Genomic DNA, 17,288 nt, shown 5'->3' with positions numbered 1-17,288 from the left:
TCTTTATCCGTCAGCTCACAGTACAAGCCACTCTCTAATTTCTTTTCCAAGTGTAAGAGTTGGTCTTGATATTTTCCCAGCGTGATTTCCACCCGTATCTGTATCAAGCCATTTTTAAGTCGATAATACATTTTAGGGAAGTAGGTTATCTTTTCCTTTGTACGACCAGCACTATCTTTAAAGAAACCCTCTGTTTTGACCTGTTCAGATTCATACCACTTGTTTTCAAGTATCATCTTTGCCAGTTTTTGACGGTGGTAAAGTTGTTTAACCGTATCATAGCGAACCCGTTTGAATACAAACGCTACCAGCAAGCAGATAAGAATTGCGACACTGAAACTGATAATTAAATAGGGAATGTCAATCTTATCTGCTTGTGATAGGTTAAAATCCTGCCAGTTGATCTGCTGGATTGTCTTCACATGAAACAGTCCGACAACCAGCAGGAAAACAGGCAGGAGTGACGCTATCGTAAAATGAAAGACTAAATCTTTACCAGATGGGCGAATCCTTTTACCACGCTGTTTCATGCGAAAAAGTCTCCTTTCTACCTAGCGACTATTTGTCTTGTGTCGGTTCTTTCTTTGCTTGTGGTTGAGCTTTGAATGAACTAGAATCCTTTGTCAGCACAATATCGTCTGCCTTGATATACCAGTCAACATCTGCTCCTTGATAGGTGGCAGTAGCAACGGTGTCCGCAATGGGATTGATAAGTTCCACCCGTGCGTTATAATCAAACTCTTTCAAAGGCACGCTGGCAGGAATACTTACTTGAATCATGCGTCCTTGTCCTTTGGATTTTAAGTCATAGGTACGTTCCTTGATTTCATCTGAAACCGACCCGTCTTCATTTTGGATTCTCACTTCACGACGTAGAGCAGAGAATTTCAATTCTCCAAAAGTCGTGTCTTTATCTAATACAATGCCATTTGCTAATCTCATCATTTTTCCTCTCTTTCTTTATTCTTTTATCATGTCGTCAGCATGTAAAAGGTAATTTGTAAAACCACGAGTGCCGATTTTGTAGCCCTCTGCGGTAATACGTGGATTGACTAACTTCACACGTTCCTCAAAGCCGAAATGTTTTTCGCCAGCTTCAGCAGGAAGCACCACCACAATATCATCTGCTCTTTGAACATCAGAATAGAGATTATAGCTTCTTGATAAGACAGTTAGCCGTCCGTTGATTCTTCGCTGAACGACTTTATCCTCGCCAGCAAATTCTAAATTGCCGAATGTTTTTTCCATGTTGGGAATCACAAATTTAAGTTCCATATTTTTACCTATCCTTTCTTTTTTATTGGCTGAATGAATGTTTGATGGTCTTAAAGAGTGGGGAACGACCTTTTGATTCTTGATTTTTTGTTTTCATAAGTTCACTTCCTTTCAAAATCGGGTAAAAAAATAGACACCTCATTTTTTGAAGTGTCTACCTATTAAATATTCAAATTTTATTGGAAGTATCTTTATATCTTCACTTTTCAAGGATAAATCGTCGTATCAAAGCTCATTCATAAGTAGTAAATTAGTAGTAAATTGAGTGGTTTTGACCTTGATAAAGTGTGATAAGTCCAGTTTTTATGCGGATAACTAGATTTTTATGCTATTTTTATTTATAAAAAGAGTATATAATAAACAAAAGGAGGAATAAAATGAAAAAAGAAGAAAAAATCAAAGCACTACAAGATATTGTACGCATTAAATCTGTGAATGATAAAGAAGAAGAAGTTGCTAAATATATTCAAAAGTTATTTAAGGATCATGGTATTGAGTCTGAACTCGTTGAGTATGCTCCGGGGCGTTCCAACTTAGTAGCAATTTTGGAAGGTCGCCAAGCAGGAAAGACTCTAGCTATCTCCGGTCATATGGATGTGGTTTCTGCGGGAGATGAATCGGAATGGACCTATCCACCTTTCTCTGGTGAAATTGTCGACGGTAAGCTTTATGGTCGCGGTTCAACAGATATGAAGGGCGGCACTATTGGATTAGCTATTGCGATGATTGAATTAAAGGAGTCAGGTCAAGACTTCAAGGGCAAAATTAAATACATGGCAACGGTTGGTGAGGAAATTGGTACGGTTGGTGCCAAATTCTTAACTCAAAAGGGTTATGCCGATGATTTGGATGGCTTATTAATTGGTGAGCCAAGTGGTCCTTCTATGATTGTATCTACTCATAAAGGCTCGATGTCCTATAAAGTAACTTCGGTTGGCAAGTCTTCACACTCATCGATGCCAGAAGAGGGAATCAATGCGATCAATCAGTTGAATCTATTTATCACTAAGGCTAACGCAAGAATGCAAGAAATTACTGATAAATATGAAAATGAAAAAACAGGTCGAACAACCCATGCTATTACAATTATTCAAGGTGGCTCTCAAATTAATAGTATTCCTGAAAAGGCTGTTCTTGAAGGAAATATTCGCTCAATTGCTGAATATCCAAATGATAAAATCGAAGCTGATCTTTATCAAATTATTGATGAAATCAACCAAGAAATTGAGGGTCATTTAAGTATTGAGTTGACTCAGAATAATTTCCCAGTAGATAAAGATGACCAATCAGATTTAGTAAAAGCTATTCAATCGGTGGTTGGATCAGACGTTCCTGTGTCAGGTATTGGCCCAACCACTGACGGTGCGCAATTTATTTTTGGAAAATCAGATTTTGACTTTGCAATTTATGGACCGGGTGAACCCACTCTACCCCATCAGGTAAATGAATTTATTAAGGTAGAGGAATACCTTGACTTCATTGATATCTATCAAAAAGTCTATCTAGCTTATTTGAATTAAGCTTAGTAGGGGTAGTGGTTGTTAATCGTTAAAGTTTAATATAAAGGAGAATTTCATGTACTTTGTAGACAATCAAAATAATTATGATGCCAGCGTCAACATTGCTCTGGAAACCTATCTCGTCGAAAATCGTCTAGTCGATGAACCCATCTTGTTATTTTATATCAATGCCCCTTCGATTATTATTGGTCGAAACCAAAATACCTTTGAAGAAATTAATCAGTCCTATGTCGATGAACATGATATTCGTATTGTTCGCCGCATGTCCGGGGGTGGCGCAGTATATCACGATTTAGGAAACTTTTCTTTTTGTTTTATTAAAGATGATGATGGATCATTTAGAGATTTTGCCGCTTTCACTAAACCGGTGATTGAAGCCTTACACAAGATGGGAGCTTCGACAGCTGAATTAAAAGGGCGGAATGATCTGTTGGTCGATGGCAAAAAGTTTTCTGGAAATGCGATGTATGCTAAAAAAGGGCGTATGACAGCTCATGGAACCATACTCTTTGATTCAAAATTAGATGAAGTTAATAATGCTTTAAAGCCAAATAAAGCTAAATATGAATCTAAAGGGGTTAAGTCTGTTCGTGCAAGAGTCACTAATCTTAAACCATATGTTGATCCGCAATATCAGAAATTAACGACTGAGGAATTTAGAGATAAGTTATTATTAGAGATTTTCAATGTGGATAAACGAGAAGATGTGAAAGAATATCATTTGACTCAAGAAGATTGGGATGCTGTCTATAAAATCAGAGAAGAACGCTTTGGTAATTGGGATTGGAACTATGGCCATTCTCCTCAATTTGATATTAAAGCAGTTAATAAATTTCCAATTGGCTTTATTGACATGCGATTTAATATTAAGGATGCTAAAATTTCTAATGCTAAGATTTACGGGGATTTCTTTGGTTTAGGGGACATTCAAGATGTTGAGGAAGCATTGAACGGAGTTAAGTTTGAAAGACATGCGGTTCAAGCTGTTTTAGAGTCTTTGGATCTAAAAAAATATTTTGGCGATGTTTCGGCTAATGAATTAACTGATATGATTTTCTCTTAATAGTCGGTCATTTAAGCATCTTGGGGCATTGTTGCCTCAAGATGCTTTTTTAACTGTGATCGTACCTGGATGATGTTATAATAAGATAAAATAGGAAAGAAGGTAGCTTATGGTAATAAGAGTCTATAATACATTATCACGAAAAAAAGAGATCTTTGAGCCCATTCATAAGGATTGTGTGAATTTTTATGTTTGTGGTCCGACTGTATATAATTATATTCATATTGGTAATGCTCGTTCTGCAGTTTGTTTTGATACGATACGTCGTTACCTCGAATATAAGGGATATCAAGTTAATTATGTGAGTAATTTTACGGATGTTGATGACAAAATCATTAAAGCTGCCAAAGAAGAGGGATTGACGCCAAAGGCACTGGCTGATAAATATATTCAAGCCTACCGTGAAGATGTTTCGGCAATTAATGTACAAGAAGCCACGGTCCACCCACGAGTTATGGATAATATTCCTGAGATTATTGACTATATCCAGGTGTTAATCGATAAAGGATACGCCTATGAAAGTCAAGGTGATGTTTATTATCGAACCGAGAAATTTAAAGCTTATGGTCAATTATCTGATCAATCAATTGCTGATTTAAAAATGGGGGCCAGCGAACGTTTGGCAGCAGAGGATGCCCAGTTGAAAGAGAGTCCTTTAGATTTTGCTTTATGGAAACGTAATAAAGATCAATCTGAGATTTCATGGGAATCGCCTTGGGGCTTAGGAAGGCCTGGATGGCATATTGAATGCTCAGTGATGTCAACTAAGTATCTAGGGCAAGAATTGGATATTCATGGTGGAGGACAAGATTTACAATTTCCACACCATGAAAATGAGATCGCTCAGTCAGAATCTTATACGGATCATCATCCTTTTGCAAAGTATTGGTTGCACAATGGTTTTGTCACCATCGGGCAAGATGACGAAAAAATGTCTAAGTCTCTAGGTAATTTTGTATTATTACGAGAATTATTAGAAAAAGAAGATCCGATGGTTATTCGTTATTTATTGTCTAGTGTTCATTATCGTCGGCCTTTACGCTATGATCAAAATGCACTTGATAATGCCAAGGCTGAGTTAAAGCGAATTCGAGAAGTTATGCAAAAAATAACTTATCGAAAGAATCACTTAGGTCAAGGAGAGGTGGCATCTGCTCAAACTATTTTGGCTACTTTTGATCAAAAGCTGAGAGACTTTGAATTAGCGATGGACGATGACTTTAACACCGCCAATGCTTTATCAGCTCTTTTTGAAATGATTAAAAGTGTGAACCAGTATCTAGATTTAGACAAGGTTGATGAAGATACCTTAAGTTATTTTGAAACCAAGTTAAGTCAATTATTAGCTATATTTGGTTTAGCTTTTTTACAAGAAGAAGGACTGGATGAAACGATTGAAGCACTTATTAAAGAGCGGCAGCAAGCACGTTTGGATCGTGATTTTGTTCGAGCTGATGCTATTAGGGCTGAACTAAAAGAGATGGGCATTATTCTTGATGATACACAACAGGGTACACGATGGAAGAGGGTTTAGTTTGAAAAATCATAATGACAATGCTACAGGAAATTCAACAGTCCCATTTACCTTATTAAATGGGGCTGCTTTGGCTTATATAGGAGATGCTGTTTATGAGCTTGCAGTTCGGGAATATGTAGTCAAGCAAGGAAAAACAAAAGTTCATCGACTGCATCAGGCTGCAGTTAAATATGTTGCAGCGACTGCTCAAGCTCAAGTAATTAATAGCTGGTTAAATCAGGAAGATTTTCTAACACAAGCAGAAATTGAGATTTTCAAAAGGGGTCGTAACCATAAAATAAATACTAAGGCTAAAAATGCTTCGATGGCAGATTATAGTCGATCAACAGGATTTGAGGCATTAATTGGTTGGTTGCATTTAACAAATCAGGATGAACGATGCCAAAAACTGATCGATTCATCTATAAAATTTATTAATAAGTCGGAGGGAAAATATGACTAAACCATCAAAAAATCAAAAAAATTCCCAACAAACAAGAATTAAAAAAAATATCGAACGAAAGAAAAGCCTTAACAACAAGGAAAGAGATAAGGATTGTGAATTTATCTATGGGAAACATGCAGTATTAGAACATCTAAAAAGTCACCATAATACCAATAAAATATTTTTACAAAAAGGCTTCACAGAAAGACACTTAACAGATATAATAAGTTTGGCAAACGAATTTGGAATCGTTTACCAAGTGGTTCCAAAATCTAAGTTAGATGTGTTGGTAGAAGGAGCTGTACATCAAGGAGTAGTTGCAAGTATCCCTCCTTATCAATATTCTGAGTTAGAGGATGCCTTTAATTTAGCTAAGTTAAGAGAGGAGGAGCCGTTTTTTATTATTTTAGATGGAATTGAAGATCCCCATAATCTGGGTTCAATTCTTAGAACAGCCGATGCTGTAGGTGTACATGGAATTATTATTCCAAAAAGACGATCTGCTTCATTAACGGCTACCGTTGCCAAGACTTCAACAGGGGCCATTGAGCATGTTCCCGTGATTAGAGTGACTAATCTGGTTCAAGTCATTAATCAGTTGAAACAACAAGGAGTTTGGGTCTTTGCAAGTGATATGGAAGGTGAAGATATGCGGTCTTGGCGAACTCAGGGATCGATTGCAGTTATCATTGGCAATGAAGGATCCGGCGTGTCCGATCTCGTTAAAAAGAATGCGGATGGAGTGGTGACGATTCCGATGGTAGGTCATGTCCAAAGTCTAAATGCTTCCGTTGCAGCGGCGCTGTTGATGTATGAAGTGGCGCGATTTAGAATGAAAGGCTAGGCAAATTATGTTTTATCAACGCCGCGAAATATTGTGGGTAGATGGTTATAACATGATTGGCTCTTGGCCAGAACTAGCAAAATTACAACGAAAGAATGAGATAGCTCAAGCGAGAGATCGTCTATTATTTATATTATCGGATTATCAAAAATATCGAGATATTAAAATAATCGTTGTTTTTGATGCGCAATTTGTTTCGGGTTTATCTAAGCAAGTAAATATTGGTCAAATTGAGGTTGTTTATACGCAAGAGAATCAAACCGCTGATTCTTATATTGAAAAAGAAGTAGGGCGTTGGATTTCTCCATTAAATCGAGTCGTGGTGGCTACCAGTGACCAAGCAGAGCAGTGGCTTATTTTTCAAAAAGGTGCTTTGCGAATGTCTGCTCAAGAATTGCTATTAGAAGTTAAGCAGTCGCAAGCTCAAGTTAATCAAGATATTCAGGCCTATTATTCTGCACGGATGAGGAGACGGAGTCCTTGGCGTATTGATCAATTAAAGCATTTGGATGAGCTGAGACTATCTTTAAAAAAAAATAAAAAATAGGAGGTCAAAATGACCCAATATCATGATTTAACCAATGAAGTTTTAGTGCAATTGTTACAAAATAATTTGCAGGATGAGTTGGCATTTATGACTCTGTTGGATCGTTTTAAGCCTTTGTTTACTAAAATGGCCTATCAAATGAAAATTGAAGGATATGAACCGGAGGATATTTTTCAAGAAGGTTTTATTCAACTTTATTTAGGGATTCAGTATTTTGATGTAAATTACGGTTCTTACTTTGCATCTTATTTAAAAGCGGTGATTATGAATCGAGTGTTTCAATTAGCTAAGAAGGATCAAAAAAGAAAAGAAGTCATTCAAGAGGTTAATGCTTCTTTGGAGGATCTACCTTATTTTGAGTCAGACTTTAAATTACAGTGTTCTTCATTGGGGGAAAACGATTTTATGCGTAATTCTCCAGAGGAGATTCTTATGGCCCAAGATACGATTCGTCGCTTTATTGATCAGTTGAGTGATTTTGAACATGATGTCATGCGGTATTATTTGTTTAGGGGTATGTCGGTGCGTGAGATAGCAGAAGAGACGAGTCAAGACTATAATAAAGTAAGACATGCGGTTCGACGGGCAAAAGACAAGTTGAATAAACTGATTCATCATGAATAATAGATGATGGCTTAATCGTTTAATTAGATAATATTATAGAACATTTAAAAAATATTAGGTGTTCTACTTATCTAATCAAGATACGAATCATTAAAGAGGCTGTGGCTAAGAACCATTGCCTCTTTTAAATAGTCGACGGCTTTATTTTCAAGCGGAAGATTTAGAATAATCTAATTTTGTTAATCATATTCTATCTTGCGATTAATATATTCAAATTATGAATCGTTTAGGCAAGGCCGTTCTATTTACTTTCTGCACTAAAAATGCTAAGATAACAGCAATTAAATAAAAGAAATTAGTAAAGGGGAGCCCATGGCTGAGAGTAGATTTGATCTAGACCCTAGAACCTGAATACGTTAATGCGTGCGTAGGGATTACTGTAGGATTATAGACTTGTTTAGGCTTATTTATGCTCTTTACTATTTTCAGTAAGGAGCTTTTTTATGTCAAATAAAAACCAGTCGGTGTTAGCTTTTGTTCAAGCGGCTATTTTTGCGGGCTTAGCTATTGTTCTTTCTCTTCTGCCTACTAATATTGGTTCTTCATTGACTATTTCTTTGGGGATGATTCCTTTGGTATTGATTTCATTGAAACTGGGTCTGAAAATGGGTTTGGTTAGTGGCCTTATTTGGGGATTATTACATTTTGTTTTAGGGAAGGTATATTATTTAGGCCCAATTCAAGTGGTTATTGAATATGTTATTGCTTATCTTTTTGCAGGCTTTGGTGGATTATGCGCTAAGCAATTTCATTTAACACTAAAAAAAGAACAGGTGATTATTTGGGCTTCTTTTTTAGCAACCTTTGCACGTTTCTTTTGGCATTTTGTTGCTGGTTTTATTTATTGGGGAGAATATGCCCCGGAAGGTTGGTCTCCTGTTTTCTTTTCATTAGTTATGAATGGAGCGAGTGCTTTGTTAACAGCGCTTGCGACAGCATTCATTTTGGTTATCATTTACAAACGGTATCCTAAACTATTTCAAAGGGATTATTATTTAAACTAAACTAGAATATCTGATATTTTATCGATTAAGACTGAGACTTTTAATAGGTTTCAGTCTTTTTTGGAGTTAAGGATAAACGGAATTGGTATTCTGAAAAAAGGAGATAGATTAGCCTGAGTTAATATGTTTAACTAATCTAAAAGTAGTAATAAGAACTCGTAAGCTGTTAAATTTTTGCGTCAAAGTAATATGGTCAAAGGAGCATGTCATTTCTAGGTAATATCGTATATAATAGAAAGAGTAGAAGAAAGAGGGATGAGATGAGAAAAATTAAAAAAATAAATTTTCAACCGAAATTCTTCAGTTCCAAAGTCGGCGCGGCATTGCTGGGGTTGGTTTTGTGTCTATTAATTGTATATTGGCAAAAACCGTCTAAAGCCTTAGTTAACCAGTATCAAGTAGCTGTAGATCAGCTGCAATCAGAGACTAAAGGCCTGGATAAAAATGCTAAACAGGAAGATTTAGATCATCTTGCCGCTATTGTTAATCAGATGCCACTTGTTGGGGGGTTACCTTTCAAAAAAAAATATGTGACTTTTCAACGTGCCTTTGATGAGTTACAGACGGCTCGGAGTATTTTTCAAACTAATCAGGGTGATAATAAATTACTTCGCGCAGATCTGGATCGAAAGGAACTAGAAGAAAAATTAAAGGCTTGTCAAGGGAAAACAGTAAACAGCCCTGCTTGTCAAATTTACCAAGAAGGTATGGATCTTTTACAATCAATCGACGAGGCTCAAGAGGTTGTTCAAAATAGAGATCTTAATATTAAGGTGCGGGGAGATATTGAACCAGGATTAAAGGAATACCTGAAATTTGAAGCATGTTATAGAGATTTAGCAAATCAACCACAAGCCGAATCGTTGCGGCAGGCATTGCAGTCCAAAGCTGACCGTTTAGCGGAGATCATTTTAAAAGGAGCTCAGTATGGTGACTATTCAGCGGAGTTTAGGGAGAGCTTAAAAGAAAGTCCTTTTTTAAAAATAGCTTTACGAGCTAGTGAATTTGATCAGGAGCCTTTAGTTTCTTTAACCTTTGATGATGGGCCAAATCCTGAATATACTCCTTGGCTTTTGGATGTTTTGAAAAAACATGGCGTCAAGGCCACCTTCTTTCTCGTGGGAGGAAATGTGGATAAGTATCCGGAATTAACCAAGCGAATTTATGATGAAGGCCATATTATCGGGAATCATACCTATAACCATCCGGATTTAAGGAAATGTAGTGATGAAGAGATTTTAAAGCAGTTTGAGTGGACTCAAATGGCTATAAAAGCTGCCTGTGGTTTTGAACCGAATCTATATCGGTTACCTTTTGGAGCGGGTGGGAAACGAGTGGTCGATTTGATGGCTAAACAGGGAATGACATCGATACTTTGGAATATTGATACCATGGATTGGTCAAGCCATAATACGCAAGCTATTTTAAATGAGGTAGATCGTTCCTTGCAACATCATTCATTAATTTTAATGCATGATAATCACCCAGCCACGCCCGAGGCAGTCGATCAGTTAATTCCTAAGTTAAAGGAACTAGGTTACGCTTTTGTAGGACCTGATGAATTGTCATTTAAGTTACGTTATTTTGCAGAATAAAATGATAGGAGATTAGAGATGGAAAATTTGAATACACAGAGTGCATTTGTTTCGACGATAGCCGGAGCGGTTGCTAAGAAAGAAGCTTTATTCGAACAAAGTAAAGCACGTTATTTTGTTCGGTCTATGTATGCCGGTGCTATGTTGGTTTTAGCTACAGCAGCGGGAGTCTATGCAGCGGATTATATTAATATTACGAATCCACAAGTGGGAAAATTTATCTATTCTTTCTTATTTGCATTTGGTCTTTCTTTTATCCTCTTTTTACATCATGAATTAGTGACTTCTAATATGATGTATTTAACTGTGGGAATGTATCATCAATTAATTAAGCCAAAAAAGGCCTGTCAAATCCTTGCGTTTTGTACTTTAGGTAATTTACTAGGGGCCATTGTGGCTGCTTTATTAGTATCTAATACAGGGGCATTTAGTCATTTAACAGCGGAAAGTTTTATTGTGACTACCGTTGCAGGTAAACTATCTAAAGGATTAATGCAAGTATTCATCGAGGCGATTGCAGCGAATATTTTTGTAAATATTGCGATTTTAGGTTACTTATTGGCAAAAACGGAGTTTGCAAAGTTATTACTAGTTTTTGGAGCCATTTTTATGTTTGTATTTTTAGGTTATGAGCACGTGGTGGCTAATTTTGGTTCGTTTGCGATGGTGGCTTTTTCCTCCTATGAATCGGATTTTATTCAAGTTATACCTGTTTTATTAGCTTGGGTAGTTGCTTGGGTAGGTAATTATATTGGTGGTGGTTTGGTGATGGGGCTTGTATACGCCTGGTTAAATGATGAGGGTCTATCTTTAAGAGACTAAATATCATTTTTGAAATAATAGAGTTACTATTAATAATTAGATAAAATCCGCGTTGTTTGTTCTTCAACAACGCGGATTTTATTTGTCTAGTTAGTCGGATTTATTTTAGGACTAACTGGTGCTATTAAAAGTTTATGTCGGAACTAACTGTCAAGCTGATAAAATTGTTGACTTCCTAGATGGACTTGGCCACTAGAAAGAGTGATTATTTGGTTATTTATGAGGCGAACTTTTAAATGTCCCTTTGCATCAATCCCTAGAAGGGTTCCTTGGTAGTGAGTACCGTCTTGTTGAAAATTTATAATACAGCCTTTTCCCATTAATAAATCTTCATAATCCCTTAAAATCAGCTCGGTTTCTCTTGTTAATTCATCACAAAATTGATGGAGTAATTGACTTAAGAATTGGTTTTTTGAAAAATCTTTAGGCAAACTTTTCTTAAAGAGGGTTCCTGCAAATGGGAGTGCGTCTTCATTTTTTGGAGGGAAAGATCCGGATAGATTGAGACCTATTCCAACAATTACGCTGGTTAATTCTTGACTTTCCAGACTAAAATTGGCTTCCGTAAGGATTCCAGCAACTTTTTTCCCTTGGTAGAAAAGATCATTCACCCATTTGATTTTTAAGCTAGTATCAAGATAAGGGTTTAGGGTCTTAGTTAGGGCTACGGCTGCGATCATTGTAAGATAGTCTAATTTTTGATGGATGAGGGGATCAGCTTTTAATAACAATGAAAAGTAAAGACCGTTTTCTAATTGCGAATAAAAGGAGTTCCCATATCTTCCACGTCCCTGGGTTTGTTGGTCAGCAATAAATAGGGCATTTTGAAAATTTGCTTTAAAGCTGTATTCTTTTGCCCAATCATTGGTTGACGAGACTATTTTTTTATGAAAAATGACAGGTTTTAAGAAAGAATCTTTAGTATGGATTGAGATTTGTAAGGGATCGATTTCCCTTTTGAGAGATTCAAGTAAATAGCCACTACCTTTCTTAGCTTGGATTTGATAGCCGGATTGGTTAAGACTCTGGATGCTTTTCCAAATAGCATTCCTTGAAACCTGAAATTCTTGGGCTAATTGCGTTCCTGAGAGAGGCTTTGTTTGATGAATGAATTTTTCTAGAATTTTTTCTTTGAGACTTTGTGTCATAATTAACGATCTTTTTTGATGATTTTAAGCTCTTTAGGATAATCATTTAAGACTTTACAACCGTCTTTTGTGACTACGACAAGGTCTTCGATACGAACTCCAATGCGACCAGGAATATAGATACCTGGTTCGATTGAGAAGGTATTGCCTACTTGGACAAGGTCTTGGTTAAAGGGACCTACATCCCCATACTCATGAACATCCCTACCGATCGAGTGTCCTGTTCGGTGGGTGAAGTATTGACCATAGCCAGCTTTTTCAATGACTGACCGTGCTGCTTTATCAATGGATGCAAAAGAGACACCAGGTTTAACTTGTTCAATAGCCGCTAAGTTGGCTTTTAAGACCGTTTCGTATACATGACGGTCCTCATCAGAAACCTCTTCAAAGAAGACGGTGCGGGTCATATCTGAACAGTACCCATGACGAGAGGAACCAATATCTAATACGACGCATTGTCCAGGTTGAGGTTTTGATTGATCGGTAACATGGTGAGGATCGGCTGCATTAGCACCGTAGGCGACAATCGGTTCGAAAGAGAATCCATCACAATCCAATTCTTGGTAGATCGTAGCTAATTTTTCGGTCATTTCTGTCTCACTGAGGGCTTGCGGAAGGAGATCGATTAATCGGCCGACCGCTTGGTCATTGCGATGAGAAGCATCAAGCATTTTTTCAATTTCTGCTGGAGTCTTGATACTACGGATTTGATCAATAATTAGACTGCCATTACAATAATCAATATCCTGGCGCTTGGTCATTAAGTCTAAGAGAAAATGACTAGGCCAGACTTTATCGATTCCGGTTAGACCGGGATGGAGCAGTTTGCTGATAGTGCTAATAATATCTTCGCCATCGCTGTAATGAATCTGATGAATTGTTTCAGAAGGGTCGATATATTCGGGGAAAAGTTTGTTAAGAATGAGTGTAGGCTGTCCTTCGAGTGGGATAAGTAGTGCAAGGAGTCGTTCACCGGGATCTGTATGATAGTTGATTAAATAATCAATCGAGCTAGGGTCGGTTACTAAGAGATTGTTCACTTGGCAGTCAGCCATTTTATCTAATACGTTATTCAGACGTTCTTTTTCCATAAAAATCCTCCTCATGGTATATCTGCTTTAAAACTATTATAATGAATAATAAGATCAATTCAATCAAAGGAGTAAGATTATGATAAAAAATGCGGCTATCGGCTTAATTCGGATCTATCAAAAATATCTATCTCCTCTAACACCTCCTTCTTGTCGCTACCGTCCAACCTGTTCTAATTATGCGATTGAAGCAATCAGTCGATTTGGTCTATTAAAAGGAGGATTAATGGCCTTAGCCAGAATTTTACGTTGTCATCCATTTGCAAGAGGAGGGCTTGATTTAGTACCAGATAATTTTTCGTTAAAACGAAATGAAGAAAAGCACTAAATAATTCTAGTCTATATTTGTCAATATGATAGAATGAAGGAAGAAAAGTAGGTGAGTATATGTTTAGTTGGTTAAATCATTTTTTGGGCAACCAACCGATTGTCAGTGTTTTAGATATCGTTATTGTTTGGGCAGTTATTTACACCTTAATTAAATATGCTCGAAAAACAAGGACAATGAATTTGCTGCAAGGAATTGCTTTAATTTTGGTGGCCAAGTTTCTCAGTCAAACAATTGGTTTGCAAACCGTTGATTGGTTATTAGGCCAAGTTATTTCTTGGGGTGTGGTTGCCTTGATTATTCTTTTCCAACCTGAGCTTCGAAAAGCATTGGAAAATTTAGGTCGGAGTCTTTTTCGGAATCGTCAATCACAACGCAATGCCAGCGAGCAATTGATTGATGATTTGGAAAAATCTTTACTTTATATGTCTAAGCGTAAGATTGGAGCATTGATCTCAATTGAGAATGAAGATCCTTTGTTAGAATACATTTCAACCGGTATCGACTTGGATTCGGATGTTTCCAGTCAATTATTAATTAATATTTTTATTCCAAATACCCCTCTACATGATGGAGCGGTAATTATTAGTGATTACCGAATTGCTGCGGCATCTTGCTACTTGCCTTTATCAGAGAGTCGAACTATTCCAAAAGAGCTTGGAACAAGGCATCGGGCAGCGATTGGTTTAGGAGAAGTAACAGATGCATTAACACTCATTGTTTCTGAAGAAACCGGAGCTATTTCTATTGTCAAGAACGATTTTTTACATCGAGATTTGAATTTGGAAGAGTTGCACCAGTTACTATTGCAATACTTGTATACAGATACAGAGGAAGAGGATCAACCTAGCTTTATTAAGATCATAAAAGATTTCTGGAATGAAAAAACTCCGAAACAAGGAGGGGATTCAAATGAATAAACTTTTTGAGAATAAGTGGGCTGTACGGTTAATATCCTTGGTTTTTGCTTTGTTTATTTATACTTTTGTGAGTAACGAAAATTATTCCAGAAGAGCAGCCTTTAATACACAAATGGCTAGTTCAGTGAATACTTCTGAAACGATGTATAATATTCCTTTACTTTTGGGGAAACATCCTGATGATATTTATGTTTCAGATCTTAATGAAACGGTGACCGTCAAGTTAGAAGGCCCACGCAATATTATTAATCAAGTGACCCGCGAGAGTTTTATTGTACAGACAGAAGAAATTTCTTCAGGAGATATTGGTCAAACTAAACTTCGTTTAAAAATTGAGGGATTACCTCAAGAGATTAGTTATCGGATTAGTCCCTCAAGTGTATTGGTTGATGTTGAAAAGCGTAAGGCTATTACCTTACCGGTGGAATATGATGTTTCCAACTTACAATTAAGTTCCTCAGTAAAAGTGGGCTCTGTTGAGACTGATCCTAAACAAGTTAAATTGATTGGAAAGCAAGAAGTGATTGATGCGATTGATTTTGTAGGCATAAAAATCAGTTCAGAAGACGAAATATCTGAGAGTTTTTCAAATACATATCGCTTACAGATTTTAGATAAAAATGGTGACTTATTGGATGTGAACGCTGATGTCGTCGATATAAAAACAAAAGTTAATTTAGAAGCTAATTCTAAATCAGTTCCTTTGAAAGTCACTCCGATTGGTGAAGATAATACAAAAAAATCCTATCAATATGATCCAGTGGATCGACATTCGGTGGTTCTTTATGGAAGACAAGAAGACCTCAATCAAATTGAAAGTGTCGAACTAGTTGTCGATGTATCTCAAGTTGAGAAGTCTCAAACGGTCACAGGTATCTTAAATCTTCCAACTGGAATTACAGGAGCAGACACGAACCAGGTTAATGTTAAAGTAACAGTGGAGGATCTGGGAGCCAAGGAATCTAAAAAAGAATAGATATAACTACGAATGAATTGATAATGAATGGAGAATGAAAATGGGAAAATATTTTGGAACTGATGGTGTTAGAGGTATAGCGAATCTCGAATTAAGTCCAGAGCTTGTTTTTAGATTAGGTCGATGTGGTGGCTATGTCCTTTTGCAACATGCAGAAGATGTTGAGGTGCCTAGAGTATTAGTGGGCCGTGATACAAGAATATCTGGTTCTATGTTGGAGTCTGCTTTAATCGCGGGGCTCTTGTCTGTGGGGATTGAAGTGATGCATCTTGGTGTTGTTCCTACACCAGCAGTTGCGTATTTAACACGGACCCAAAAAGCTGTCGCTGGAGTGATGATCTCAGCTTCACATAATCCAGTTGGAGATAATGGAATTAAGTTCTTTGCAGCAGACGGTTTTAAGTTGTCTGACGATCAAGAAGCTGAGATTGAAGAGCTGTTGGATCAAGAGGAAGATCATTTGCCTCGTCCATGTGCAGAAGGCTTAGGAATTATCGATGAATTTCATGAAGGGGTTATTAAATACCTTAATTTCTTATATTCTACAACAACGGTTGATTTGTCAGGACTTCGTGTAGCTGTTGACTCAGCTAATGGAGCTACGGCACCGTTAATTAATCAGCTGTTTGCTGATTTGGATACCGACTTTTATACCATGGGTGACCGACCTGATGGCTTGAATATTAATCAAGCGTGTGGTTCTACCCATCCCGAACAACTTCAAAATTTTGTTCTAGAGAAGGAAGCCGATCTAGGATTGGCTTTTGACGGAGATGGTGATCGCTTAATTGCGGTAGATGAAAAGGGCCAGATTGTAGATGGCGATAAGATTATGTTCATTTGTGGCAAACTATTACAACAAAAAGGTCGGTTAAATCAAGATACCATTGTATCGACTGTAATGAGTAATATAGGATTCTATAAGGCTTTGGAAGCAAATGAAATGAAGTCTGTTCAAACGGCTGTTGGTGACCGTTTTGTAGTGGAAGCTATGCGTGCTCAAGATTACAATTTAGGTGGCGAACAGTCAGGGCATATTGTTTTCCTTAATTGGAATACTACAGGAGATGGTTTGCTGACGGCGATCCAGTTAATGTCAGTGATGAAAGGGTCGGGTAAATCTTTATCAGAATTGGCAGCTGAAGTGACGCTTTATCCACAGAAATTAGTTAATGTAAAGGTTCGAGATAAAAAAACAGTGATGGATGAACCCGCGGTTCAACAAGTTATTCAAAAAGTTGAAGAAATGATGCAGGGACAGGGACGGATTTTGGTTCGTCCTAGTGGTACAGAACCTCTTCTTCGTGTTATGGTCGAGGCTGAGACTGATTTATTGGCGACGGAATACAGTCGAATGATTGCGGATGTCATTCAGGAAGTTAGAGGATTAGAAGACTAAAAAGATCATGTTAATCAAGAGTGATCTCTTCAAGTGCCCTAAAATGGTTGAGCAGAGGTTACTTTTTGTTTCAAATTTTTTAAATGCCCATAAATCACAGAGGCGTGTTATATATGTGAAATTTATGTTATTAAAAAGGGGCTGTGACATAAGTCCACCAAAAAACCGGCT

18 protein-coding genes, 1 pseudogene and 1 riboswitch are annotated in these 17,288 nt (G+C 37.1%); of the genes and pseudogenes, 14 read left to right on the top strand and 5 right to left on the bottom strand.

Going from position 1 to position 17,288, the window contains the following annotated elements:
- The 3 genes and pseudogenes from HMPREF2758_RS04055 to HMPREF2758_RS04045 all read right to left on the bottom strand — a co-directional run.
- Positions 1–530, bottom strand: a pseudogene (locus HMPREF2758_RS04055) (hypothetical protein); the annotation flags it as partial.
- Between the two features lie 28 nt (positions 531–558).
- A complete protein-coding gene (locus HMPREF2758_RS04050) occupies positions 559–945 on the bottom strand; it encodes a YdcP family protein (protein WP_000985015.1) in 387 nt (128 codons plus the stop codon).
- Positions 946–960: 15 nt separating this feature from the next.
- Complete coding sequence (locus HMPREF2758_RS04045) at positions 961–1,275, bottom strand: YdcP family protein (protein ID WP_000420682.1); 315 nt, start codon at positions 1,273–1,275, stop codon at positions 961–963.
- Positions 1,276–1,652: 377 nt separating this feature from the next.
- On the opposite strand from HMPREF2758_RS04045, the gene HMPREF2758_RS04040 reads away from it, so the two are divergent.
- From HMPREF2758_RS04040 to HMPREF2758_RS03995, 10 genes are all read left to right on the top strand, one after another.
- On the top strand, positions 1,653–2,795 hold the full coding sequence (locus tag HMPREF2758_RS04040; protein WP_070609280.1) for an ArgE/DapE family deacylase: 1,143 nt from the start codon (positions 1,653–1,655) through the stop codon (positions 2,793–2,795).
- 55 nt (positions 2,796–2,850) lie between these two features.
- Positions 2,851–3,858, top strand: coding sequence for a lipoate--protein ligase (locus tag HMPREF2758_RS04035; RefSeq protein ID WP_006908386.1), 1,008 nt, complete (start codon positions 2,851–2,853; stop codon positions 3,856–3,858).
- 109 nt (positions 3,859–3,967) lie between these two features.
- Positions 3,968–5,392: a cysteine--tRNA ligase gene (gene cysS / locus HMPREF2758_RS04030; RefSeq protein ID WP_006908385.1), complete on the top strand. Its 1,425-nt coding sequence runs from the start codon at positions 3,968–3,970 to the stop codon at positions 5,390–5,392.
- A 1-nt stretch (position 5,393) separates the two neighbouring features.
- Positions 5,394–5,837: a Mini-ribonuclease 3 gene (locus tag HMPREF2758_RS04025; RefSeq protein WP_070609279.1), complete on the top strand. Its 444-nt coding sequence runs from the start codon at positions 5,394–5,396 to the stop codon at positions 5,835–5,837.
- Positions 5,830–6,663 carry a 23S rRNA (guanosine(2251)-2'-O)-methyltransferase RlmB gene (gene rlmB, locus HMPREF2758_RS04020; RefSeq protein ID WP_070609277.1) on the top strand — a complete coding sequence of 278 codons (834 nt, stop codon included), beginning with the start codon at positions 5,830–5,832 and terminating at the stop codon, positions 6,661–6,663. Before HMPREF2758_RS04025 ends, rlmB begins: the two co-directional genes overlap by 8 nt.
- Before the next feature lie 7 nt (positions 6,664–6,670).
- Entirely contained in the window at positions 6,671–7,210 is a 540-nt protein-coding gene (locus HMPREF2758_RS04015) for an NYN domain-containing protein (RefSeq protein ID WP_070609276.1), read from the top strand.
- A 9-nt stretch (positions 7,211–7,219) separates the two neighbouring features.
- On the top strand, positions 7,220–7,834 hold the full coding sequence (locus tag HMPREF2758_RS04010) for a sigma-70 family RNA polymerase sigma factor (protein WP_070609274.1): 615 nt from the start codon (positions 7,220–7,222) through the stop codon (positions 7,832–7,834).
- A gap of 292 nt (positions 7,835–8,126) precedes the next feature.
- A riboswitch (TPP riboswitch) is annotated at positions 8,127–8,225 on the top strand.
- A gap of 52 nt (positions 8,226–8,277) precedes the next feature.
- Positions 8,278–8,838, top strand: a complete 561-nt coding sequence (gene thiT, locus HMPREF2758_RS04005) for an energy-coupled thiamine transporter ThiT (protein WP_070609272.1) — start codon at positions 8,278–8,280, stop codon at positions 8,836–8,838.
- Positions 8,839–9,098: 260 nt separating this feature from the next.
- The gene (locus tag HMPREF2758_RS04000; RefSeq protein ID WP_070609271.1) at positions 9,099–10,433 is read left to right on the top strand and encodes a polysaccharide deacetylase family protein; all 1,335 of its coding nucleotides are present in this window, start codon (positions 9,099–9,101) and stop codon (positions 10,431–10,433) included.
- Positions 10,434–10,451: 18 nt separating this feature from the next.
- A complete protein-coding gene (locus tag HMPREF2758_RS03995) occupies positions 10,452–11,255 on the top strand; it encodes a formate/nitrite transporter family protein (protein ID WP_070609269.1) in 804 nt (267 codons plus the stop codon).
- A gap of 143 nt (positions 11,256–11,398) precedes the next feature.
- Here HMPREF2758_RS03995 and HMPREF2758_RS03990 read toward each other — a convergent pair whose 3' ends face one another.
- Both HMPREF2758_RS03990 and HMPREF2758_RS03985 read right to left on the bottom strand, forming a co-directional pair.
- Entirely contained in the window at positions 11,399–12,403 is a 1,005-nt protein-coding gene (locus tag HMPREF2758_RS03990) for a biotin--[acetyl-CoA-carboxylase] ligase (protein WP_070609267.1), read from the bottom strand.
- A 2-nt stretch (positions 12,404–12,405) separates the two neighbouring features.
- Positions 12,406–13,494, bottom strand: coding sequence for a M24 family metallopeptidase (locus tag HMPREF2758_RS03985; RefSeq protein ID WP_070609264.1), 1,089 nt, complete (start codon positions 13,492–13,494; stop codon positions 12,406–12,408).
- A gap of 79 nt (positions 13,495–13,573) precedes the next feature.
- Between HMPREF2758_RS03985 and yidD the strand changes: the two genes are divergently transcribed.
- Genes yidD through glmM form a run of 4 tightly spaced genes read left to right on the top strand, consistent with a single transcriptional unit; the run spans position 13,574 to position 17,117 of the window.
- Positions 13,574–13,822: a membrane protein insertion efficiency factor YidD gene (yidD, locus tag HMPREF2758_RS03980; RefSeq protein ID WP_016648699.1), complete on the top strand. Its 249-nt coding sequence runs from the start codon at positions 13,574–13,576 to the stop codon at positions 13,820–13,822.
- Between the two features lie 59 nt (positions 13,823–13,881).
- Complete coding sequence (cdaA, locus tag HMPREF2758_RS03975) at positions 13,882–14,742, top strand: diadenylate cyclase CdaA (RefSeq protein WP_016648700.1); 861 nt, start codon at positions 13,882–13,884, stop codon at positions 14,740–14,742.
- The gene (locus tag HMPREF2758_RS03970) at positions 14,735–15,718 is read left to right on the top strand and encodes a CdaR family protein (RefSeq protein WP_006908373.1); all 984 of its coding nucleotides are present in this window, start codon (positions 14,735–14,737) and stop codon (positions 15,716–15,718) included. Before cdaA ends, HMPREF2758_RS03970 begins: the two co-directional genes overlap by 8 nt.
- 40 nt (positions 15,719–15,758) lie before the next feature.
- Entirely contained in the window at positions 15,759–17,117 is a 1,359-nt protein-coding gene (gene glmM, locus HMPREF2758_RS03965; protein WP_070609263.1) for a phosphoglucosamine mutase, read from the top strand.
- Positions 17,118–17,288 lie beyond the last annotated feature (171 nt).

This window comes from Facklamia sp. HMSC062C11, assembly GCF_001810675.1.
GTDB lineage: Bacteria > Bacillota > Bacilli > Lactobacillales > Aerococcaceae > Facklamia > Facklamia hominis.
The sequence above is the reverse complement of the archived record's forward strand: the minus strand, read 5'-3'. Positions and strand labels throughout refer to the sequence as shown.